The organism is Pseudomonas sp. TE3644 (assembly GCF_056278815.1).
The window spans coordinates 746,252-765,829 of record NZ_JBWBQF010000001.1; the positions used below are offsets into that span (position 1 = coordinate 746,252).

The 19,578-nt window shown below is 62.9% G+C and carries 19 protein-coding genes and 3 tRNA genes; 7 read left to right on the top strand and 15 right to left on the bottom strand.

Annotation, left to right across the window (positions count from 1 at the left end; translation table 11 throughout):
- Positions 1–4 precede the first annotated feature (4 nt).
- Positions 5–472 carry a recombination regulator RecX gene (recX, locus tag ACZ9GA_RS03315; protein WP_457357108.1) on the top strand — a complete coding sequence of 156 codons (468 nt, stop codon included), beginning with the start codon at positions 5–7 and terminating at the stop codon, positions 470–472.
- Here the strand turns inward: recX and ACZ9GA_RS03320 are convergent, their stop codons facing one another.
- Positions 473–1,606, bottom strand: a complete 1,134-nt coding sequence (locus tag ACZ9GA_RS03320) for an LOG family protein (RefSeq protein ID WP_457357106.1) — start codon at positions 1,604–1,606, stop codon at positions 473–475.
- Between the two features lie 360 nt (positions 1,607–1,966).
- On the opposite strand from ACZ9GA_RS03320, the gene ACZ9GA_RS03325 reads away from it, so the two are divergent.
- Positions 1,967–2,161, top strand: a complete 195-nt coding sequence (locus ACZ9GA_RS03325; protein WP_457357104.1) for a hypothetical protein — start codon at positions 1,967–1,969, stop codon at positions 2,159–2,161.
- On the opposite strand, the gene ACZ9GA_RS03330 is transcribed toward ACZ9GA_RS03325, so the two are convergent.
- Positions 2,162–2,590, bottom strand: coding sequence for a PA3611 family quorum-sensing-regulated virulence factor (locus tag ACZ9GA_RS03330; protein WP_457357102.1), 429 nt, complete (start codon positions 2,588–2,590; stop codon positions 2,162–2,164).
- A 172-nt stretch (positions 2,591–2,762) separates the two neighbouring features.
- Between ACZ9GA_RS03330 and ACZ9GA_RS03335 the strand changes: the two genes are divergently transcribed.
- The gene (locus ACZ9GA_RS03335) at positions 2,763–3,476 is read left to right on the top strand and encodes a tRNA-uridine aminocarboxypropyltransferase (RefSeq protein ID WP_457357100.1); all 714 of its coding nucleotides are present in this window, start codon (positions 2,763–2,765) and stop codon (positions 3,474–3,476) included.
- Positions 3,477–3,649: 173 nt separating this feature from the next.
- Here the strand turns inward: ACZ9GA_RS03335 and ACZ9GA_RS03340 are convergent, their stop codons facing one another.
- Positions 3,650–4,546, bottom strand: coding sequence for a DMT family transporter (locus ACZ9GA_RS03340; RefSeq protein ID WP_457357098.1), 897 nt, complete (start codon positions 4,544–4,546; stop codon positions 3,650–3,652).
- A gap of 246 nt (positions 4,547–4,792) precedes the next feature.
- Between ACZ9GA_RS03340 and erdR the strand changes: the two genes are divergently transcribed.
- Positions 4,793–5,443: a response regulator transcription factor ErdR gene (gene erdR, locus ACZ9GA_RS03345; RefSeq protein WP_027978785.1), complete on the top strand. Its 651-nt coding sequence runs from the start codon at positions 4,793–4,795 to the stop codon at positions 5,441–5,443.
- Between the two features lie 75 nt (positions 5,444–5,518).
- Complete coding sequence (locus ACZ9GA_RS03350; RefSeq protein WP_416422881.1) at positions 5,519–5,881, top strand: diacylglycerol kinase; 363 nt, start codon at positions 5,519–5,521, stop codon at positions 5,879–5,881.
- Here ACZ9GA_RS03350 and ACZ9GA_RS03355 read toward each other — a convergent pair whose 3' ends face one another.
- Positions 5,882–6,808: a LysR family transcriptional regulator gene (locus ACZ9GA_RS03355; RefSeq protein ID WP_457357096.1), complete on the bottom strand. Its 927-nt coding sequence runs from the start codon at positions 6,806–6,808 to the stop codon at positions 5,882–5,884.
- Between the two features lie 120 nt (positions 6,809–6,928).
- Between ACZ9GA_RS03355 and fpr the strand changes: the two genes are divergently transcribed.
- The gene (gene fpr / locus ACZ9GA_RS03360) at positions 6,929–7,708 is read left to right on the top strand and encodes a ferredoxin-NADP reductase (protein ID WP_002554680.1); all 780 of its coding nucleotides are present in this window, start codon (positions 6,929–6,931) and stop codon (positions 7,706–7,708) included.
- A 73-nt stretch (positions 7,709–7,781) separates the two neighbouring features.
- On the opposite strand, the gene tsaA is transcribed toward fpr, so the two are convergent.
- From tsaA to rimO, 6 genes are all read right to left on the bottom strand, one after another.
- Entirely contained in the window at positions 7,782–8,474 is a 693-nt protein-coding gene (gene tsaA / locus ACZ9GA_RS03365) for a tRNA (N6-threonylcarbamoyladenosine(37)-N6)-methyltransferase TrmO (protein ID WP_457357094.1), read from the bottom strand.
- A gap of 9 nt (positions 8,475–8,483) precedes the next feature.
- Positions 8,484–8,666, bottom strand: coding sequence for a hypothetical protein (locus tag ACZ9GA_RS03370; protein WP_455924350.1), 183 nt, complete (start codon positions 8,664–8,666; stop codon positions 8,484–8,486).
- A gap of 132 nt (positions 8,667–8,798) precedes the next feature.
- Positions 8,799–9,260 carry a YehS family protein gene (locus tag ACZ9GA_RS03375; protein ID WP_457357092.1) on the bottom strand — a complete coding sequence of 154 codons (462 nt, stop codon included), beginning with the start codon at positions 9,258–9,260 and terminating at the stop codon, positions 8,799–8,801.
- Positions 9,261–9,294: 34 nt separating this feature from the next.
- Entirely contained in the window at positions 9,295–10,005 is a 711-nt protein-coding gene (locus tag ACZ9GA_RS03380; protein ID WP_457357090.1) for an rRNA pseudouridine synthase, read from the bottom strand.
- Between the two features lie 50 nt (positions 10,006–10,055).
- Entirely contained in the window at positions 10,056–10,523 is a 468-nt protein-coding gene (locus ACZ9GA_RS03385) for a GNAT family N-acetyltransferase (protein WP_457357088.1), read from the bottom strand.
- A gap of 166 nt (positions 10,524–10,689) precedes the next feature.
- Positions 10,690–12,027 carry a 30S ribosomal protein S12 methylthiotransferase RimO gene (gene rimO, locus ACZ9GA_RS03390; RefSeq protein WP_457357086.1) on the bottom strand — a complete coding sequence of 446 codons (1,338 nt, stop codon included), beginning with the start codon at positions 12,025–12,027 and terminating at the stop codon, positions 10,690–10,692.
- Positions 12,028–12,236: 209 nt separating this feature from the next.
- Between rimO and ACZ9GA_RS03395 the strand changes: the two genes are divergently transcribed.
- On the top strand, positions 12,237–14,135 hold the full coding sequence (locus tag ACZ9GA_RS03395; RefSeq protein ID WP_457357084.1) for a potassium transporter Kup: 1,899 nt from the start codon (positions 12,237–12,239) through the stop codon (positions 14,133–14,135).
- A 278-nt stretch (positions 14,136–14,413) separates the two neighbouring features.
- On the opposite strand, the gene ACZ9GA_RS03400 is transcribed toward ACZ9GA_RS03395, so the two are convergent.
- From ACZ9GA_RS03400 to ACZ9GA_RS03420, 5 genes are all read right to left on the bottom strand, one after another.
- Positions 14,414–15,712 (bottom strand): virulence factor family protein, encoded by a 1,299-nt coding sequence (locus ACZ9GA_RS03400; protein ID WP_457357082.1) that lies wholly within the window; start codon positions 15,710–15,712, stop codon positions 14,414–14,416.
- Positions 15,712–18,288 carry a bifunctional lysylphosphatidylglycerol flippase/synthetase MprF gene (mprF, locus tag ACZ9GA_RS03405; RefSeq protein WP_457363586.1) on the bottom strand — a complete coding sequence of 859 codons (2,577 nt, stop codon included), beginning with the start codon at positions 18,286–18,288 and terminating at the stop codon, positions 15,712–15,714. Before mprF ends, ACZ9GA_RS03400 begins: the two co-directional genes overlap by 1 nt.
- A 322-nt stretch (positions 18,289–18,610) precedes the next feature.
- Positions 18,611–18,687 (bottom strand) — tRNA-Met (locus ACZ9GA_RS03410).
- Positions 18,688–18,946: 259 nt separating this feature from the next.
- Positions 18,947–19,023, bottom strand: a tRNA-Met gene (locus tag ACZ9GA_RS03415).
- A gap of 259 nt (positions 19,024–19,282) precedes the next feature.
- Positions 19,283–19,359, bottom strand: a tRNA-Met gene (locus tag ACZ9GA_RS03420).
- Positions 19,360–19,578 lie beyond the last annotated feature (219 nt).

A 19,578-nucleotide genomic window follows, 5' to 3' on the forward strand; every position in this document is an offset into this window, starting at 1 on the left:
CGTCATGGCTGCCATTCTCGATACACCCGTCGCTGTGCGACGGGCTGCAATGGACCTGCTCGCGCGACGCGAGCACGGTCGGGTCGAGCTGACGCGCAAACTGCGTCAGCGCGGCGCACTCCCCGAAATGATCGACCAGCAACTCGACCGGCTGACGGAAGAGGGCCTGCTGTCCGAATCCCGTTACCTCGAAGCCTTCATCAACTACCGTGCCCGTTCAGGCTACGGGCCTGTGCGTATTCGTGAGGAACTGGGGCAGCGTGGCTTGCTGCGTGCCGACGTGGAACAAGCCCTGCGTGAAAGCGAGTTCAACTGGATGGAACAATTGACCGAAGTCTGGCAGCGCAAGTTTGCCGGTCAACGGCCGGTCGACCCGCGCAGCCGCGCGCAGCAAACCCGATTCCTGGCCTACCGCGGTTACCCGATGGACCTGATCGGCCGCTTGCTCAGCGGCCGTGGGCTGGACGACTGATCACGTCACCTTCGCACTTTTCCTGGGGCGGGCGCCTCTGCTGGCTGGCAGTGTAGGCGCAGGCTCTGCAGCCCAGTGTTGGGGCTGGTTGAGGTAGTCCACCAACTCGCGCAGGCGGCCGTTATCCCGGCCGTTGAAGGTAAAGGCCAGGCGTGTCAGGTGGCTGAATTGAGGCTCCTGATACGTCTCCTCGTCGTAGGCATGCTGGTGGAAGGTGTCGCTCAGGCACAGGTCGGCAAAGTCTTGCTGCATCTGCACCAGCGCCGCCTCGTTCATTGGGTGTTTCAGGCGCATCACGAAAAGGTTCTTCAACCAGCGACTGGAATGGAAGTTGGCGTAGAAGCGATTGATCTCTTGCACCGCTTCCTCGGCGCTGTACACCAGGCGCAGCAACTTGAGGTCGGTGGGCAGAATGTAGTGATTGTCGCGCAGTTGCTTGCCGATGAAGTCCAGGCAGTCCTGCCAGAAACTGCCGCCGGGGGCATCCAACAATACCACTGGCACCAGCGGGCTCTTGCCGGTCTGGATCAGCGTCAGTACTTCCAGTGCCTCATCCAGCGTGCCGAAACCGCCGGGGCATAGCACCAGCCCATCGGCTTCCTTGACGAAGAACAGCTTGCGGATGAAGAAGAAGTGGAAGGGCAGTAGTTGGTCACTGCCTTCCATGGTGGCATTGGCATGCTGTTCGAACGGCAAGGTAATGTTGAAACCCAGGCTGTGCGCCAGCCCGGCGCCCTGGTGGGCGGCGGCCATGATGCCGCCGCCAGCACCGGTAATCACCATCAGGTCGGCGCGGGCGAGGGCGGCGCCCAGTTCCTTGGCCTGGGCATAAAGCGGGTGTTCCAAGGGGGTGCGCGCCGAGCCGAACACGGTTACTTTGCGCCGCCCTTTGAATTGCTCCAGCACGCGGAAGGCGTGCTCCAGCTCGCGCAGCGCCTGCAGGGTGATCTTGGCGTTCCAGCGGTTGCGGTCATCCTGCGCCATGCGCATCACGGTCAGGATCATGTCGCGGTACAGCGCAAGGTTGGGGCTACTGGGGGCGATCAGGTTCAGTTGGGTTTCGACCTGGCGGGTCAGGTCCAGGCCATTGCTGTTGAAATGGTTGGACAGGAACTCATTCGGTTCGTAAGGCATTCAAACGTCTCCTTCTGCATATGAACCTTTGGCCGGGCCGAGCAGTTCGGCCAGGCCGCGACACTGCTTGTGTCGCTGGCTGTCCAGGTTAAGCCCTGGACGTTGCAGTAAGCCCACGGCGGGGCGGTTGAGGCAGTGATGGTCTTCAGGGTCGCCTCGGTACCCTGCATCAGGTTCGTTGGTTTAAATCTAGACCCTGCCCACTGCTTGCGCCTCGGCAGCGATGCACCGCACCCCATGAAAAATAATGTTCACCGACCGCTCGTCTGAACGGATCCGATTTATGCAAAGGTCTGGTTTACTGGTTAAGCACAGATGGCAAAGTAATGTCGCGGATGCTGCTTGCGCAGGGAGACAGGGATGATGCGTATCAGTCTGGAAGTGGATAACGAATTGATGCGGCTGCTGAGCCGGGCGGCCCAGGCCAACAACGTGACCCTGGAGGAGGAATGCCTGCGGCGGCTGGACGGGGCGCAGCGACGTTCGCGGTACATGCAGGCACTGGTGGCCGAGTTGCGCGCCGATGATGAGCAACGGCGCGAACGGGCGGGCTGATTACTTCTTCTTGGCAGGCTTGGCGTCCAGCAGCGCGCAGTGCTGCGCCGTGTAGCGCTGGGTGGTGACCGCCAGGTTGGTGTGGTTTTCGGTGAACTCGTAACGCATGGCGGCGCCCTTGGCCATCAGCTCGCGGTAGCCTTTGTTGCTGCACACGCTGCGGCCCAGTTGCACGCGCACGGCCTCCGGGTTGGCGCGCATGTTTTCGGCTTCGCCTTTTTGCACGGTCAGGTGGTCAACCAGTTCGCTGCCCTCGACGGTGTAACCTTGGTCGAGGATGTTTTCGTTGATCTCGCGCGGGGTGCCGGCGTTGCTCTTCTCGGCGACCTGCTGGAGCAGCTTGCCCAGCTCGAACTCCTGCAGCGAGGCTGCGTGGGCGGCCATGGGCAAGGCCAGCACGAGGGTGAGGGGGGCGATAAAGCGCAGCATGAAGCTCTCCTGATTCAATGACTGGCAATTGGACCCGTGACCAGTCCATGCGTTCATAAAGGCCGCGATTATAGGGGCAAACCCGACGGATCGGCAGCTGAAGCTCTGATAAACTCGCGCTCGTTCAGGCTGGCGACCATTGCCAGTCGACTCTTTCGAGCTTTGCCCGCCCATGTCCCATGCTGTTTCCCGCCTGCGCGCCGAGCGTCTGGCCCGTTGCGTCAAGCCTTTCGTCAACCGTGGTTCGCGCGCGCCGCGCTGCCCGGGCTGCCGGGTGATCTTCGACTACTGCCTGTGCAAATTCCGCCCGACGGTCGATGCGCAGGCGGCCGTGTGCCTGATCATGCACGATGTCGAGCCGCTGAAGCCGTCCAACACCGGCTGGTTGATCGCCGACATATTGCCCGACACCCAGGCGTTCATCTGGTCGCGCACCGAGGTCGATCCGCAACTGATGGCGTTGCTCGATGACCCTCAATGGCAGCCTTATATTGTCTTCCCGGGCGAGTTCGTGGCGCCCGAGCGCGTGGTAACGCACGTGGAGCCTCAACAGGGCAAACGCCCGTTGTTCATCCTGTTGGATGCGACCTGGACCGAGGCGCGCAAGATGTTCCGCAAAAGCCCGTACCTGGCGCGCTTTCCGGTGCTGAGCCTGGCCAGTGATCAGTTGTCGCGCTACAAGCTGCGGCGCTCCAAGCGTGATGACCATTTCTGCACGGCTGAAGTGGCGGCGTTGTGCCTGGAGTTGGCTGGTGATCAGCACGCCGCCGCTGTGCTTGATACCTGGCTGGACGTATTCACCGGCCATTACCTGGCCGCCAAGTTCCAACTGCCGCTCGACGAGCAGGACGAGGTCCACCAACGCCTGCAGTCCCTACAGCCCTGAAACCAGTAACCCCTAACCCGCAACCCGTAAACCCGCTCAACCGTAGCCGCTGCCGCCAGGCTGCGCTGGCCCGCCAGAACCCCGACTCTCTCCGGTGGGGCCCACGGCCAGCGCAGCCTTCGGCAGCGGCAGCGGCTACGGTTGAGCGGTTGAGCGATTTAGCGGCGAAGCGGTTACGCAGTGGCAGCGGCCGGCGCGCGCTGCGGCCACAACTGCGCAATCAACATGCCCGCCAGCATCAGCGCACACCCCACATACCCCCGCATCTGCAACGACTCGCCCAGCAACCACGCCCCGGCAATGGCCGCGAACACTGCTTCCAGCGACAGAATGATCGCCGCATGGGAGGCAATGGCGTCTTTTTGCGCCACCACCTGCAACGTGTAACCAATGCCCACGGCCACGATGCCGCCATACAGCAGGGCGGGACCGGCGGCGATGATGGCGTCCAGCCCGATCGGTTCCAGCACGAGCGCCAGCAGCAGGCTCACGACCGCGCAGGTGGCAAATTGCAGGAAGGCCAGGCGAATCGGGTCATGCCGGCTGGCGAAGATGCCGACCAGTACCACGTGGGCACCCCACACGAACGCTCCAATCAATTGCAGCCAGTCCCCGGACGACACCTGGAAGTTGTCGCCCACACTGAGCAGGAACATGCCCGCCACTGCCAGCCCGGCGCCCAGCCAGGTGCCGGTGCCGGTCTTGTGGCCCATCAACATGCCCAGCACCGGCACCACAATCACGTACAGGCCGGTGATGAACCCCGAGTTGGTGACGCTGGTAAACAGCAGCCCGACTTGCTGCAGGTTGATGCCCAGGGTCAAGGCCAAGCCCATCACCACGCCGCCGATCCACAGGCCGCGGGTCATGAACGGTTCACGCGGTGGCTGGCTGGTGCGGCGGCCAATCACCAGCGGCAGCAGGCACAGCGAGCCCAGCGCAAAGCGCAGGCCGGAATAAAGGAAGGGGCCAATGTGGTTCATGCCCAGGGTCTGGGCAATGAAGCCCGATCCCCAGATCATGGCAGTCAACAACATCAGCAGGTCAGCACGCAGGGCTTGGCGACGCATGGGTTTTCTCTTGTTGGAAGGGGGTGAACCGCGCCCCAGGGCGCTTGCACGAAAAGGGATGCGACTTTAGCCGCAAAGCGCCAAACTTGACCACCCTGTCAGCCGTCGGCATCCTTGGCGCCGACCCGAGCACCTGAACTGCCGCAATCGCCAAACAGACCGTGAGTTGGCGCTAAAATAAAGCTCGGGTCGCCTCGGCAGGGGCCGACTCCTTGCGCGCCTGCACAGAACAGGATCATTAGATCGATGGCCACATACGACATCCTGATAGCCGATGACCACCCCCTTTTCCGTGGCGCCCTGCGCCAAGCCGTGACCTTGGGCCTGGGGCCCGACACCCGTCTGGTGGAAGTGGCGAGCATCGCCGAGCTTGAAACCCAACTCAACGCCAAGGCCGACTGGGACCTGGTGCTGCTCGACCTGAACATGCCCGGCGCCTATGGCTTCTCCGGGCTGGTGCTGTTGCGCGGCCAATACCCGCAGGTACCGGTGGTGATGGTCTCGGCCCAGGAAGAAGCCGCGGTAGTGGTGCGCGCGCGCGAATTCGGCGCCAGCGGCTTCATCCCCAAATCAAGCCCGCTGGAAGTGATCCAGGAAGCGGTGCGCAACGTGCTGGATGGCGACGTCTGGTGGCCGCCACAAGCGTTCGAGGCCGTCAGCGTCAGCGCCGAGGCCAAGGCGGCCAGCGAAGGGCTCGCCAGCCTCACCCCGCAACAGTTCCGCGTGCTGACCATGGTCTGCGAAGGCCTGCTGAACAAGCAGATCGCTTATGAGTTGAGTGTGTCGGAGGCCACCATCAAGGCCCACGTCACGGCTATATTCCGCAAGCTGGGGGTGCGTACGCGGACCCAGGCGGCGCTGTTGCTGCAACAACTTGAGTCAATTTCGTCGTCGTAAGGCATTTTGCCTTCACACTTTTTTGACAAAAGCTGAATTAGCTTGCCCCTTTTCTCCTGCAACAGTTGATTTGTCATGTCCCCATACAAAGGCCAGACCGGCCTGAAACGTATTTTCAACGCCACGGGTTATTCGCTGGACGGCCTGCGCGCCGCATTCGTCGGCGAAGCGGCGTTCCGCCAGCTGGTGCTGCTCAACGTGGTGCTGATACCGCTGGCCTTCCTGTTGCACGTCAGCCGTGTGGAGCGCGCCGTGCTGATCGCGGTGTGCCTGCTGGCGCTGATTGTCGAGCTGTTCAACTCGGCGGTGGAGGCGGCCATCGACCGCATCTCCCTGGACCGCCACCCCCTGTCCAAGAATGCCAAGGACATGGGCAGCGCCGCGCAGTTCGTGGTGTTGTGCATGATCGCGCTGGTGTGGGGCGTGATCCTGCTCTGATCAGGCGATGGTCGGCAGCACGATCTCGTCGCTGCGTCGCACCCCGGCGGTAAAGGTGCGGCACAGCTCGAGGAACTCGCGCATGGCCTGGGTCTGATACTTCTGCTTGTGCCAGATGAAGAAGAATTCGCGGGTCAGGTCCAGGTCGGGGGTTTCCAGCGCCACCAGACTGCCGCGGCGGAAGGCATCGCGCAGGGCCAGGCGCGAGATGCAGCCGATGCCCAGGCCTGACTCCACGGCGCGCTTGATGGCTTCGGTGTGTTCCAGTTCCAGGCGCACGTTGAGCAGCGAGCGGTGATGGCGCATGGCCTGGTCGAAGGTCAGGCGCGTGCCTGACCCCTGTTCACGCAGAATCCACGCCTCGTGCGTCAGTTCTTCCAGGGTCGCCCGGCCCTTGGCCGCCAGCGGGTGGCGCGGCGCGCAGAACACCACCAACTCGTCGGCCACCCAGGGCTGCACTTCGATGTCCGGGTGGTTGCAGTCGCCTTCGATCAGGCCCAGGTCAATTTCGTAGTGCGCCACCTGGTGCACGATGTTGGCGGTGTTCTGCACGTGCAGCTTTACCTGGCTTTCCGGGTGCACCTGCATAAAGCTGCCGATCAGCAGGGTGGCCAGGTAGTTGCCGATGGTCAGCGTGGCGCCCACGGCCAGCGAGCCGAAGCCGGACTTGCCGTTGAGCAGGTCTTCGATTTCCTTGGCCTGGTCCAGCAGGGCCACGGCCTGGGGCAGCAGTTGGTGGCCCAGGGCATTGAGGCTCAGGCGCTTGCCGGCGCGATCGAACAGCTGGCAGCTGGACTGGCGCTCCAGTTCAGTGATGGAGGTGCTGGCGGCCGACTGCGACAACGCCAGCAGGCTGGCGGCGCGGGAGACACTTTCCTGCTGCGCCACGGCGACGAACACCTGGAGCTGACGTAGAGTAAATCGCATATCTATATAACCGATAACCCATATCTTGATAATTCAATTAACAGATATTGTCGCTGCGGCTAGAATATTGCGCAATCGCGCTCTCGTTCGGCGCACGCGTTTTCTGAGGAGCCCCCGTACATGAGCAACATGAACCACGAACGTGTACTCAGTGTCCACCACTGGAATGACACCCTGTTCAGCTTCAAGTGCACCCGCGACCCGGGCCTGCGCTTCGAGAACGGTCAGTTCGTGATGATCGGCCTGCAGCAGCCCAACGGCCGCCCGCTGATGCGCGCGTACTCCATCGCCAGCCCGAACTGGGAAGAGCATCTGGAATTCTTCAGCATCAAGGTGCCGGACGGCCCGCTGACTTCCCAGCTGCAGCACCTGAAGGAAGGCGACGAGATCATCATCAGCAAGAAGCCCACCGGCACGCTGGTACTCGACGACCTCAAGCCAGGCAAGCACCTGTACCTGCTGAGCACCGGCACTGGCCTGGCGCCGTTCATGAGCGTGATCCAGGACCCGGAAACCTACGAGCGTTTCGAAAAGGTCATCCTGTGCCACGGCGTGCGTTACGTGAACGAAGTCGCCTACCGGGAGTTCATCACCGAGCACCTGCCGCAGAACGAGTTCTTCGGTGAAGCGCTGCGCGACAAGCTGATCTACTACCCAACCGTGACCCGCGAGCCGTTCGAAAACGAAGGCCGCCTGACCGACCTGATGCGCAGTGGCAAACTGTTCAGCGACATCGGCCTGCCGCCGATCAACCCGCAGGACGACCGCGCCATGCTGTGCGGCAGCCCAAGCATGCTGGACGAGACCAGCGAAGTGCTGAACAGCTTCGGCCTGACGGTTTCGCCGCGTATGCGCGAGCCGGGTGACTACCTGATCGAGCGCGCCTTCGTCGAGAAGTAAGCCTCGCCCCATAAAAAAACCGCCCCATTTGGGCGGTTTTTTTGTGCTCACCGCTTGTAGCCGCTGCCGCAGGCTACGCGGGGACTACCTCCAGCACGCGGATGGTATCGGGCGTCGGATAATGCCACCGCACCTCCACATCCCAGAACCGCACCCCATACTCCCGCTCAGGCGCCGGCACCTGATACGCCGGCCGCGGGTCCTGGGCCAGGCACTGTTCAATCAGTTCCACCAAGGGCTCTGCAAGGCGCATGGCGTGGCCATGGGCCTGCACCAAGGCAGCATCAGCCCAGGTCACGGCAATCGCCTCAGGCGCGCCGCTGGCCATGTCGTTGCGGGCCTGGGGCAGGCTGTCGGCGTAGGGCACGTAGGGTTTGATGTCCAGCACCGGTGTGCCGTCCAGCAAGTCGATGCCCGATAGCCACAGCTTGCCCGCCTCGACCTTCTCCAGCCGCACCACCGACTGGCCGATGCCGTTGGGGCGGTGAGTGGCGCGGGTGGCGAACACGCCCATGGACTTGTTGCCGCCCAGGCGCGGCGGGCGCACCTTCAGGCGTGGCTTGTCCTCCAGCGCCTGGTGGAACAGGAACAGCAGCCATACGTGGCTGACATGCTCCAGGCCCTGCACGGCATCGCCCTGATCGAAAGGCGCCACCAACTCCAGCACCCCCCGGGCGGCGGGTGCCAATTGCGGCTGGCGGGGGATGGCGAATTTTTCCTTGAAGCAGGAACGGACAAAGCCGATTGGGGAAACGCTATAGGTCATGGGCAGGGGTCAACGGCAACCGGCATTGTCATAAGGGCCGGACATGCGCTGCCAGCCGGCACCGGGGTTGGTCTGGGAGCAAACCATGGCACCGTTCTGGGTGATGCTTTGCCATTTGTACCAGGGGGCTGGGCCGGCAGTGGCAACCAGGGGCAGGGAAAGCGCGATTGCGAGCAACAAACGCGAAATCATCTCGGCATACCTCAAAGAGTTGTTTATGCGTAGCCGCTGCCGCAGGCTGCGCTGGCCCGTCTGTACGCTGGAGATCTCCAGTGTGGGCGATGGCCAGCGCAGCCTGGCGGCAGCGGCTATTATGCGTCGATCTTAGCCGCGCACTCGCAGGGTCAGGCCCTTGAGGAAGTTGCGCAGCAACTGGTCGCCGCACGGGCGGTAGTTGTTGTGGCCGACCTTGCGGAACAGCGCGCTCAGTTCAGGCTTGGACACCGGGAACTCGGCGGCCTTGAGCACGGCGTGCATGTCATCCTCTTTGAGCTCGAAAGCCACGCGAAGTTTCTTCAGGATGACGTTATTGGTGACCGGCGTCTCGATCGGCTGGGCCGGACGGCTGTCGTCCTTGCCGCGCTTGAAGAACACCAGGCCGTCCAGGAAGTGCGCCATGACCAGGTCAGGGCAGTGCACGAAACCTTCTTCCTCGTCTTTCTTGAGGTAGGTGATGACGTCGTCCTTGGTGACTTCCAGGCCCGAAAGCTTGATCAGCTCCACTACCTTGGCGTCGCTGATGTCGAGCATGTAGCGCACGCTGCGCAGTACATCATTGTGAATCATGGTGAAAATCCCGAGTGTTGCGAAAAAAAGAGGGTCAGAACTTCTCGTTGCCGGCCAGGTAGCGCCATTGGCCCGCCGGCACCTTGCCCAGCGACACGCCGCCTACGCGGATGCGGCGCATGCCCACCACGGTCAGGCCGACGCTGGCGCACAGTTGGGCGATGATGCCCGGCTGCGGGTTCTTCATGGCGATGCGCAGGCGCGTCTCGTTCTGCCAGCTGGCCTTGACCGCCGGCAGCGCCTTGCCTTTGTGCATGGCGCCATGGATCAGGCGGTTGAGGCCGTGTTCGGCCATCTGGCCGCTGACTTCGACTACGTATTCCTGCTCGATCTTGGCCGCGTCGGCGGTCAGTTTGCGCAGGATTTTCCAGTCCTGGGTAAACACCTGCAGGCCGCTGGCCTTGGCCTGCAGCTCGGCGCCACAGGTCAGGCGCAGGAAGTGGCCCTTGAGCGGGCGCTTGCTGTAGCTGTGCTCGGTGGACAGCGAGGCGGCTTCCAGGCTGGCCAGGGCCTGCTCCAGCGATTGGCCGGCTTCCTGGTGCAGCAGCAGGGTGACGGGCTCAGGCTGCTCGGCCTTGGCGTCGGGGCTCAGGGCCACGACCTGGTCGGCCACCTTGAACTGTGGCTCGTCGACGATTTCACCGTCTACCGTCACCCAGCCCCCTTCGATGAACAGTTCGGCCTCGCGGCGGGAGCACCCGACCAGTTCGATGAGGCGTTTGGAAAGGCGAATGGGATCAGACATGACAGCAGCCGTAACGAAAGAAGGGCGCTAGTGTAACCGCCCTGCGGCGGTTAAGCCCGCGCAGATTGTCGCTGCGCGCGCCGCAGGTGCAGCAGCGGGTAGGGTTGGCCCATGCCATCCACCTCCGAGCGGCCCACTACCTCGAAGCCCTGCTTCAGGTAGAAGCCGAATGCCTGTTCGTTCTGTTCGTTGACGTCCAGCTGGTCGGCGTTGAGGTTGTCCAGGGCGAAATGCAGCAAGCGCTTGCCCACGCCCTGGCCGCGATGGTCGGGGTGGATGAACAGCATCTCGACCTTGCCGGCTGCCACCCCGGCAAAGCCGGTGATGCGCTGGCGCTCGTCCTTGCAGCAGATCAGCATCACCGCGTCCAGGTAGTGTTTTTCCACCAGTTCGCGCAGCAGGATGATGTAGCTGTCGGGCAGGAAGTGATGGGTGGCGCGCACCGAGGCTTCCCATACCCGTGTCAGTTCTGCGTAGTCGTTGGCCCGGGGGGTGTGCACGACCAGATGTTTGCCCATGTCGGTCTCTCCTTGATCCTCCATTGACTGTAGCAGCGGCCGTGAGGCCGCGTCAGCAGGCGATACCGTGTTGCGGCCGGACGCAGCCTGGCGGCAGCTGCTACAGGTTTGTGCAGGGCATAAAAAAACCTGCCGCTGGGGCAGGTTTTTTCAGGGAGCAGGGCGCTTAGATGCGCTCGGCCCACAGGTCGTACTCGTCGGCATCAACCACGCGGCACATTACCTTGTCACCCGGGTTCAGGCCTTCGGCGCCTTCGATGAACACGCTGCCGTCGATTTCCGGCGCGTCGAAGAAGCAACGGCCCACGGCGCCCTGTTCGTCGACTTCGTCGATCAGCACTTCGATGTCACGGCCGATCTTCATCTGCAGACGGGCTGCGCTGATGGCCTGCTGGTGGGCCATGAAGCGGTCCCAGCGGTCCTGCTTGACGTCGTCAGGCACGATCGCGGCGTCCAGGTCGTTGGCGGGGGCGCCTTCGACTGGCGAGTACTGGAAGCAGCCAACGCGGTCCAGCTGCGCTTCGGTCAGCCAGTCCAGCAGGTATTGGAAGTCTTCTTCGGTCTCGCCCGGGAAGCCGACGATGAAGGTGGAGCGGATGATCAGGTCCGGGCACTGTTCGCGCCACTTCTTGATGCGCGCCAGGGTCTTGTCTTCGAAGGCCGGGCGCTTCATCAGCTTCAGCACTTTGGGGCTGGCGTGCTGGAACGGGATGTCCAGGTACGGCAGCAGCTTGCCGGCGGCCATCAGCGGGATGATGTCGTCGACGTTCGGGTATGGGTACACGTAGTGCAGGCGCACCCACACGCCCAGGCTGCTCAGCGCTTCGCACAGCTCCAGCATGCGCGTCTTTACCGGACGGCCGTTCCAGAAGTCGGTCTTGTACTTCACGTCCACGCCGTAGGCGCTGGTGTCCTGGGAGATCACCAGCAGTTCCTTGACGCCGGCCTTGACCAGGCGCTCGGCTTCGCTCAGCACGTCACCCACCGGGCGGCTGACCAGCTTGCCGCGCATGGACGGGATGATGCAGAAGCTGCAGCTGTGGTTGCAGCCTTCGGAAATCTTCAGGTAGGCGTAGTGGCGCGGGGTCAGCTTGATGCCTTGCGGCGGCACCAGGTCGATCAGCGGGTTGTGGTCCTGGCGCGGGGGCACCACTTCGTGAACCGCGTTCACCACCTGCTCATACTGCTGCGGGCCGGTGACCGACAGCACGCTGGGGTGCACGTTGCGGATCGCGCCTTCTTCCACGCCCATGCAGCCGGTGACAATCACTTTGCCGTTTTCGGCCAAGGCTTCGCCGATCACTTCCAGGGACTCGGCCTTGGCGCTGTCGATGAAGCCGCAGGTGTTGACGACCACGACGTCGGCGTCCTGGTAGGTGGGCACGACTTCATAGCCTTCCATGCGCAGCTGGGTCAGGATGCGTTCGGAGTCGACCAGGGCCTTGGGGCAGCCCAGAGAGACGAAGCCAACCTTTGGGGCGGACGGCGCGGGAGTGGTGGACATGACTAACCTCGGTGTTAATTAGAGCTGCCAGTGGCAGCCCTGACGGGCGCTTTACGCGCCTCTGATCAAAAAGTGCGCAATTCTAGCGACGAGAAAGCCACTTGACCAGCTTTATGCAGGGAAATACGACGAGTGCTGCGCTATGCTTCGCCGCGTTGCGTTCCGAAGTATTTTGAAACACCCAAAGTCCAAGGTTGTAGGAGTGGTTGATGGTTCAGGCAAGTAGTCAGGCAGGCACGGGGCATTCGTCGGCAAAACCGATCGCGATGCTGGTGGCGGCCGTCGGGGTAGTCTACGGCGATATCGGTACAAGCCCGTTGTATACCCTCAAGGAGGTGTTCTCCGGTGGCTATGGGATTCCCAGCAATCACGATGGCGTTTTGGGCATTCTGTCGTTGATCTTCTGGTCGCTGATCTGGGTAGTATCGATCAAGTACATGCTGTTCGTGCTGCGCGCCGACAACCAGGGCGAGGGCGGCATCATGGCCCTGACCGCGCTGGCGCGTCGCGCTTCGGCAGGTTACCCGCGGCTCAGCGGCATGCTGGTGGTATGCGGCCTGATCGGTGCGGCGCTGTTCTACGGTGACAGCATGATCACCCCGGCGGTATCCGTTCTGTCGGCGGTGGAGGGCCTTGAGCTGGCCTTCGATGGCATCAGCCATTGGGTGGTGCCGGTGGCGCTGATCGTGTTGATCGGCCTGTTCCTGATCCAGCGCCACGGTACCGCGCGCATCGGCAAGCTGTTCGGCCCGGTGATGGTGACCTGGTTCGTGGTGCTCGGGGTGCTGGGCGCCTATGGCATTTCCCAGCAGCCGGAGGTGATCAAGGCCATCAACCCGATGTGGGGCGTGCGCTTCTTTGCCAGCCACTTCGGTATTTCCGTGGCCGTGCTGGGCGCCGTGGTGCTGGCGCTGACCGGTGCCGAGGCGCTGTACGCGGACATGGGCCACTTTGGTCGCAAGCCGATTGCCCGTGCCTGGTTCATCCTGGTGCTGCCGGCGCTGGTGCTCAACTACTTCGGCCAGGGCGCGTTGATCCTTGCCGACCCTGAGGCCGCGCGCAACCCGTTCTACCTGCTGGCGCCGAACTGGGCGCTGCTGCCGCTGATCGGTCTGTCCACGGTGGCCACGGTGATCGCCTCCCAGGCGGTGATCTCCGGTGCGTTCTCGCTGACCCAGCAGGCGATCCAGTTGGGCTATATCCCGCGCATGCACATCCAGCACACCTCCAGCGACGAGCAGGGGCAGATCTACATCGGTGCGGTGAACTGGACGCTGATGTGCGGCGTGATCCTGCTGGTGCTGGGCTTCGAGTCTTCCGGCGCCCTGGCTTCGGCCTACGGTGTGGCGGTAACCGGCACCATGCTGATGACCACCTTCCTGGTGTCGGCGGTGATGTTGCTGATGTGGAAATGGCCGCCGTTCTTCGCCGTGCCGGTGATGAGCGTGTGCCTGCTGGTGGATGGCATGTTCTTCGCCGCCAACGTGCCCAAGATCGTTCAGGGCGGCGCCTTCCCGGTGCTGGCCGGCAGTGCGCTGTTCATCCTGATGACCACCTGGAAGCGCGGCAAGCAGTTGCTGGTGGACCGCATCGACGAAGGCGCTTTGCCGTTGCCGATCTTTATCAGCAGCATCCGCGTGCAGCCGCCGCATCGTGTGCAGGGTACCGCCGTGTTCCTCACCGCGCGCTCCGACGCCGTGCCGCACGCGCTGTTGCACAACATGCTGCACAACCAGGTGCTGCACGAGCAGGTGGTATTGCTGACCGTGGTCAACGAAGATGACCCGCGCGTGCCGGCCAACCGTCGTTTCGAGGTGGAATCCTACGGGGAAGGCTTCTTCCGGGTGATTCTGCACTATGGCTTCATGGACGAGCCGGACGTGCCGGGCGCGCTGAAGCTGTGCCATCTGGATGACCTGGACTTCAGCCCGATGCGTACCACCTACTTCCTCAGCCGCGAGACCGTGATCCCGTCGAAGCTGGTGGGCATGGCGCGGTGGCGTGAAGGGTTGTTCGCCTTCATGCTGAAGAATGCCAACGGTAACCTGCGCTTCTTCAAGTTGCCGGTTAACCGGGTGATTGAGTTGGGTACTCAGGTGGAGATGTAACCTGTAGCCGCTGCCGCCAGGCGCGCTGGCCTGTGTGAACCCTGATGATCCTCAGTGAGGCATGGGGCCAGCGCAGCGTTCGGCAGCGGCTACGGGTGGTGCTGCACGTGATGTAGCCGCTGCCGCGAGGCTGCGCTGGCCTGTGTGAACCCTGAAGATCCTCAGTGAGGCATGGGGCCAGCGCAGCCTTCGGCAGCGGCTGCAGGGCGGTGACAGCAGGCACAAAAAAGCCCCCGCACCTTCACAGGTGCGGGGGCTTTTTGTTGGCCGGGCCGAACTCAGTTCGCCTTGGCCACCGGTGGCTTGCCCTGCAGCTTCTCGATGGCATCGATCAGCTTCTTGGCGAGGGCCGGGTAGTCCTCGTCGAAGTGGTGGCCGCCAGGCAGCTTCAGGCTCTCGCCGGTGAAGGTCTTGCTGTCGGTGCAGCCGGTCTCGTCAGCTTCTTCCACGCCATACACACACAGAATCTTGTTCTGCGGCATCTTGGCGATCTCGGGGCCGGTCGGGGCTTCCTTGCCGGCGTTGCCCAGCCAGCCCTCAACCTCGATCTCGAAGCTGCCGCTGCGGGCGAAGGCCAGCAACAGCACGCCGTCGATACGCTTCTGGTCTTCGGCCGGCAGGCGGTTGTAGGTGGCCGGCAATACGTCCGCACCGAACGAATAACCGGCCAGGATGAAGCGCTTGGTGCCCCACTTCTGACGGTAGTGCAGCATCAGTGCAGACAGGTCCTCGGCGCTTTGCTCCGGGGTCTTGTGCTGCCAGTAGTAGCGCAGCATGTCGATGCCCACCACCGGGTAGCCCATCTTCGCCATCTCGCCCGCCACGTCGCGGTCCAGGTCGCGCCAGCCGCCGTCACCGGACAGGAACAGGGTGACCGTGTCGGTGGCCTGGCCTGCTGGCACTTCAACCACCGGCATGCTCAGGGCGTCCTTGTTGTCGCCCACCAGCAGCTTGGTCAGCTCGTTCTTGAGCACTTGTGGCAAGTGCACGTCGTAGTCGCTGATGCTGGTCTCGGCATTGGGGGTGTCGCGCACGAAGGAAGCGCTGGCGTCATCCGGGTTGTCGTTCCAGGCCACGACCCAGTGGCCATGATCGGCCTTCTTCGGCAGCGGGGTGGCGCAGCCAGGCTGTTCCAGGCTGAAGCCCACCGACACGGCAACGGCCTTGTCATCGGTCTGCTTGGCCAGCCACGACCAGGCTTCGGCAGCGCCGGAGCCAATGCCGCCGAACACGGTGGCCGGGCCGTCCAGGTGCTGCATGGCACCCTTGATGTCGTTTTCCTGCTCGTCGCAGTCCGACTTGGCCAGCAGCACCTGCACCAGCTGGGCCGAACCGTCCTTGCTCAGGTCGGTCAGCTGCTTGTCGGTCAGCGCCTGCTCGGCAGGCACCGACAGCACCACGCGGGCCTTGATACGGGTGCCAGGCGTCACCAGCGTGGCGATGTTGCCATCGTCCAGCTTCACTTGTTCCAGGAGGGGCGCGGGGGCAGGGCGGTTCATGTACCAGTACACCGCCGCGGCGCCGGCGATCACCACCACCACGGCCGCCAGGCCTTTACGCCAGTTGCGTCGAATCATCAGCGTTTCACCAATCCAGTCAGGCCGCCCGCGATCAGGGCGGCAGTATCGGCCAGTGCCACCAGCGGATCGAGTCCTGCAGGCACGGCCATGTAACGAGGTTCCCAGTCGGGCTGGAATTTGTCCTTGAAGCGCCGCAGGCCCTGGAAGTTGTAGAGCTGCTCGCCCCGGCGGAACACCATCGAACCCAGGCGCTGGGTCAAGGGTGCGCCACGACGCGGTTGCAGGCCCGACAACGGCACCATGCCCAGGCTGAAGCGTGCGTAACCATGACTCTTATAATGTTGAATCAGGCCGACCATCATGAACTCCATGGTCAGCTTTGGTGCCTCGGGGTGCGCGCGCATCAGGTCCAGACTGGCCAGCTCATGGCTGTGGGTCTCGAGCAGGTTGGCGAACGCCACGGGGCGTCCCTCGAAATGAATGATTGCAATACGAAAATGCTGCAGGTACTCCGGGCTGAAACGGCCCAGGGAGAAGCCTTTTTCCCGCACGTTCTTGCCGGTCAGCCAGGCATCGGAAATCACCTTCAGCTCGTCCAGCGGCGCCTGGCCCGGTTCGTGGATCTCCAGCGACAGGCCGTCGCGAGTGCCCCGGTTCCAGGTGTAGCGCAGGTCCTTCATCTCCTTGCCCTTGGCTTCCAGGTCAAAGCGCACCAGGTCGACCCGGGCCTCTTCACCCAGCTTGATCGCGGTCAGGCCGATGTCCATGTAGAACGGCAGGTTCTCGGCACGTACCTGGTAAAACACCGGGCGGGCGTGGTGGAAATCGCACAGGTCGCGGAACTGCCAGATCATTTCCGCCCGTTGCTGGGTGGAGCCGATGGGGTCATACAAGGCCACCAGGCTGCGCCCGCGGCGGGCGTACATCATGAAGGCGTTGTCCTTAGGGTGGAAGAGCAGCGCCTTGTCACCCGTCAGCGCCAGGCCACCGTCCGGCTGGTCGGAGGTCATCAGGATCTTCGCCGCCTTGTCCAGCTCCTCGGCATCGGGCAGGTGGATGGTGGGGCGTGCGGTGCGCAGCAGCCAGGTCAGGGCCACGATCACCAGCAGCACGGCGCTGCCCAGTGCCGAACGCAGGCCGCGCGGGGCGTCGGCGTCCAGGGTGAACTGCCACCACAGTTGATGCTTGTAGGGGATGTCTTGGTAGGCGAACAGCAGCAGCCAGATCGACGCGCCCACCACGCAGGCGCTGGCCATCAGGTAGAACGGCGAGAACGGCAGCTCCAGCAGGCGGCTGGGGCGGTAGAACGAGCGGCGGAAAATGGCCAGCAGGCAAGCGGTGAAGATCAGCAGGCTGGCCTCTTCCCAGTCAAAACCCTTGAGCAGCGACAGCAGCGCGCCCACCAACAGCAGCGTGGTGGTGAGCATCCAGGCCGCCGACAGGCGCCGGCGCAGGCCCTGGGCCAGCAGCAGGCACAGCACGCCGATCAGGCTGGCACCGAAGTGCGAGGCGTCGATCAGGCGGTGCGGGATCAGGAAGCCCAGGTGTTCAAGGCGGGTATCAATCTCGGGGGTGGCGCCGGAAAACAGCAGCACCACGCCGGACAGGAACACCAGCAAGGCCAGGATCGGCGCTGCCAGGCCCGAGGCCACGCGAATGGCTTGCTGGGCAAAGAAGAAACGCTTGGCTTCAGTGGCCAGCAGCACGATACAGGCCAGCAGCAGCGGCAGCATCACGTAGATCAGGCGGTACAGCAGCAGTGCGGCAGCCAGGGGCGCGGCGCCCAGCTCATTTGCGAACGCGGCCAGCAGGATGGCTTCGAACACGCCGACGCCGCCCGGTACATGACTGAGCACGCCGGCCGCCAGGGCCAGCAGGTACACCAGCACGAAGGCGCCGAACGGTGGTGCTTCGGGCAGCAGCAGGTACAGCACGGTGGCCGCAGCCAGCACGTCCAGCGCAGTGATCACCAGTTGCAGCAGGGTCAGGCGCACGCCGGGCAGGCGCAGGGTGCGGCGGCCGACCTTGACGATCAGGTTGTCGGCAATGGGCTGTTCGCCCAGGCGGCGGCGATAGATGCCGGTGGCCAGCAGCAAGGTGGCGGCGAGGACGGCGCCGGCGATGCAGCCCAGCAGGGCAGGGCCCATGTGCAACGCAGCGGACGCGGCCGGCAGGTTGCTCAGGGTGGCCAGTGCAGCCAGCGGCGGCAGTGCGCAACCCAGCGACAGACTGGCGAACAGGGTCATGCGCGCCACTTCGGCTGCGCCCACACCATGGCGGGCATACAGGCGATAGCGTACCGAGCCGCCCGACAGCAGCGACAGGCCAATGGCGTTGCCGATGGCGAAGGCGGTAAAGCCGCCCAGCACCAGTGTCTTGCGCGGCAAGGTCACGGCGGCATAGCGGCTGGCCGACCATTCATAGCCCAGCAACACCACAAAACCGGCAGCCGCAGCCGCCAGTGCGCCGATCAGCGAGGCGGTCGGCGTACCCACGACCGAGTCATGCAAGGCATAGATGTCGAGCTCGGCGAGCAGATGGCGGCAGGCGATCAGCGCGATGCCGAACAGCAGCAGGGTAACGACCAGGCCAATGGGTTGGCGGTACTTGCTCAGCAGCTCCAGCCAGCGCATTTTGCTTGGGTTCAACGGATGTGGGGCAGTCACGGTATCAGGCAGTTCTGGCGAGTCGGGGCGCATCAATCACCTCGTGGATTGTGCGCAACAGGATGAAGGTATCCAGTCAAGTTACCAATCCCTATACAAAAATAATTCGGAATATATTAACCCGTTTGATCATTTATCGGGCTCGGACGCATTATCTATAGGGGAAGTTTCATGTTTCTTCCACCTGGCGGTGCTGGAAGGGTGGACCACGATACGGCACAATTGTGCCCATTTTATTTCTGCGCCCAAACGAAAAAGGCCACTCTTGCGAGTGGCCTTCTTCGATATATGGTTGCGGGAGCCGGATTTGAACCGACGACCTTCGGGTTATGAGCCCGACGAGCTACCAGACTGCTCCATCCCGCGTCTGTGGGGGCGGATTCTACAGCAGGGCGGTGGGGTGTCAACTGTTATTGCCGTCCTGCGACAAACTGGCACGGTTTGCGCAAGTATCTGACTTCTCAGGATATTCGTAGCCGCTGCCGCCAGGCTGCGCTGGCCGGAGTGAACCCTGAAGACCTTCAGTGAGGCACAGGGCCAGCGCAGCCTTCGGCAGCGGCTACGGGAGGGGTAAACTCAAGACAAACAAAAAAGGCCACTTTTTCAAGTGGCCTTCTTCGATGTTTGGTTGCGGGAGCCGGATTTGAACCGACGACCTTCGGGTTATGAGCCCGACGAGCTACCAGACTGCTCCATCCCGCGTCTGTGGGGGCGGATTCTACAGCAGAGCGTGCGTGTGTCAACTGTTATCGTCAACCTTCGACAAAATTGTACGCATGGTGCAAGTATCTGACTTATCAGCATATTCGTAGCCGCTGCCCCAGGCTGCGCTGGCCTGAGTGAGCCCTGGAGATCTTCAGTAGGGCTTAGGGCCAGCGCAGCCTTCGGCAGCGGCTACGGGAAGGGGTAAACTCAAGACAAACAAAAAAGGCCACTTTTTCAAGTGGCCTTCTTTGATGTTTGGTTGCGGGAGCCGGATTTGAACCGACGACCTTCGGGTTATGAGCCCGACGAGCTACCAGACTGCTCCATCCCGCGTCTGTGGAGTTGATTCTACAGAATTCCCCTGGGCTGTCAAATGCCAGTTTCGGGAAAAGTCTTTTCGTTCAATTGCTTAGGGTGCTCTGAAAGGGGCGCAGGCCATACAGGCCGGGCCTCTCAAGCCTATTGCAGGCTTGCTTTTGATTGAGAAAATAAATTCAACGCAGGTCGCAAGCCTGCCATCCAAGCCAAGCGAGTGAGATACTGGTGGCACGC

What these genes read in the sequence shown, in the direction of transcription:
- recX (WP_457357108.1), top strand. Translation starts at nt 5, where the DNA reads ATGGCTGCCATTCTCGATACACCCGTCGCTGTGCGACGGGCTGCAATG.
- ACZ9GA_RS03320 (WP_457357106.1), bottom strand. Translation starts at nt 1,606, where the DNA reads ATGCCTTACGAACCGAATGAGTTCCTGTCCAACCATTTCAACAGCAAT.
- ACZ9GA_RS03325 (WP_457357104.1), top strand. Translation starts at nt 1,967, where the DNA reads ATGATGCGTATCAGTCTGGAAGTGGATAACGAATTGATGCGGCTGCTG.
- ACZ9GA_RS03330 (WP_457357102.1), bottom strand. Translation starts at nt 2,590, where the DNA reads ATGCTGCGCTTTATCGCCCCCCTCACCCTCGTGCTGGCCTTGCCCATG.
- ACZ9GA_RS03335 (WP_457357100.1), top strand. Translation starts at nt 2,763, where the DNA reads ATGTCCCATGCTGTTTCCCGCCTGCGCGCCGAGCGTCTGGCCCGTTGC.
- ACZ9GA_RS03340 (WP_457357098.1), bottom strand. Translation starts at nt 4,546, where the DNA reads ATGCGTCGCCAAGCCCTGCGTGCTGACCTGCTGATGTTGTTGACTGCC.
- erdR (WP_027978785.1), top strand. Translation starts at nt 4,793, where the DNA reads ATGGCCACATACGACATCCTGATAGCCGATGACCACCCCCTTTTCCGT.
- ACZ9GA_RS03350 (WP_416422881.1), top strand. Translation starts at nt 5,519, where the DNA reads ATGTCCCCATACAAAGGCCAGACCGGCCTGAAACGTATTTTCAACGCC.
- ACZ9GA_RS03355 (WP_457357096.1), bottom strand. Translation starts at nt 6,808, where the DNA reads ATGCGATTTACTCTACGTCAGCTCCAGGTGTTCGTCGCCGTGGCGCAG.
- fpr (WP_002554680.1), top strand. Translation starts at nt 6,929, where the DNA reads ATGAGCAACATGAACCACGAACGTGTACTCAGTGTCCACCACTGGAAT.
- tsaA (WP_457357094.1), bottom strand. Translation starts at nt 8,474, where the DNA reads ATGACCTATAGCGTTTCCCCAATCGGCTTTGTCCGTTCCTGCTTCAAG.
- ACZ9GA_RS03370 (WP_455924350.1), bottom strand. Translation starts at nt 8,666, where the DNA reads ATGATTTCGCGTTTGTTGCTCGCAATCGCGCTTTCCCTGCCCCTGGTT.
- ACZ9GA_RS03375 (WP_457357092.1), bottom strand. Translation starts at nt 9,260, where the DNA reads ATGATTCACAATGATGTACTGCGCAGCGTGCGCTACATGCTCGACATC.
- ACZ9GA_RS03380 (WP_457357090.1), bottom strand. Translation starts at nt 10,005, where the DNA reads ATGTCTGATCCCATTCGCCTTTCCAAACGCCTCATCGAACTGGTCGGG.
- ACZ9GA_RS03385 (WP_457357088.1), bottom strand. Translation starts at nt 10,523, where the DNA reads ATGGGCAAACATCTGGTCGTGCACACCCCCCGGGCCAACGACTACGCA.
- rimO (WP_457357086.1), bottom strand. Translation starts at nt 12,027, where the DNA reads ATGTCCACCACTCCCGCGCCGTCCGCCCCAAAGGTTGGCTTCGTCTCT.
- ACZ9GA_RS03395 (WP_457357084.1), top strand. Translation starts at nt 12,237, where the DNA reads ATGGTTCAGGCAAGTAGTCAGGCAGGCACGGGGCATTCGTCGGCAAAA.
- ACZ9GA_RS03400 (WP_457357082.1), bottom strand. Translation starts at nt 15,712, where the DNA reads ATGATTCGACGCAACTGGCGTAAAGGCCTGGCGGCCGTGGTGGTGGTG.
- mprF (WP_457363586.1), bottom strand. Translation starts at nt 18,288, where the DNA reads ATGCGCTGGCTGGAGCTGCTGAGCAAGTACCGCCAACCCATTGGCCTG.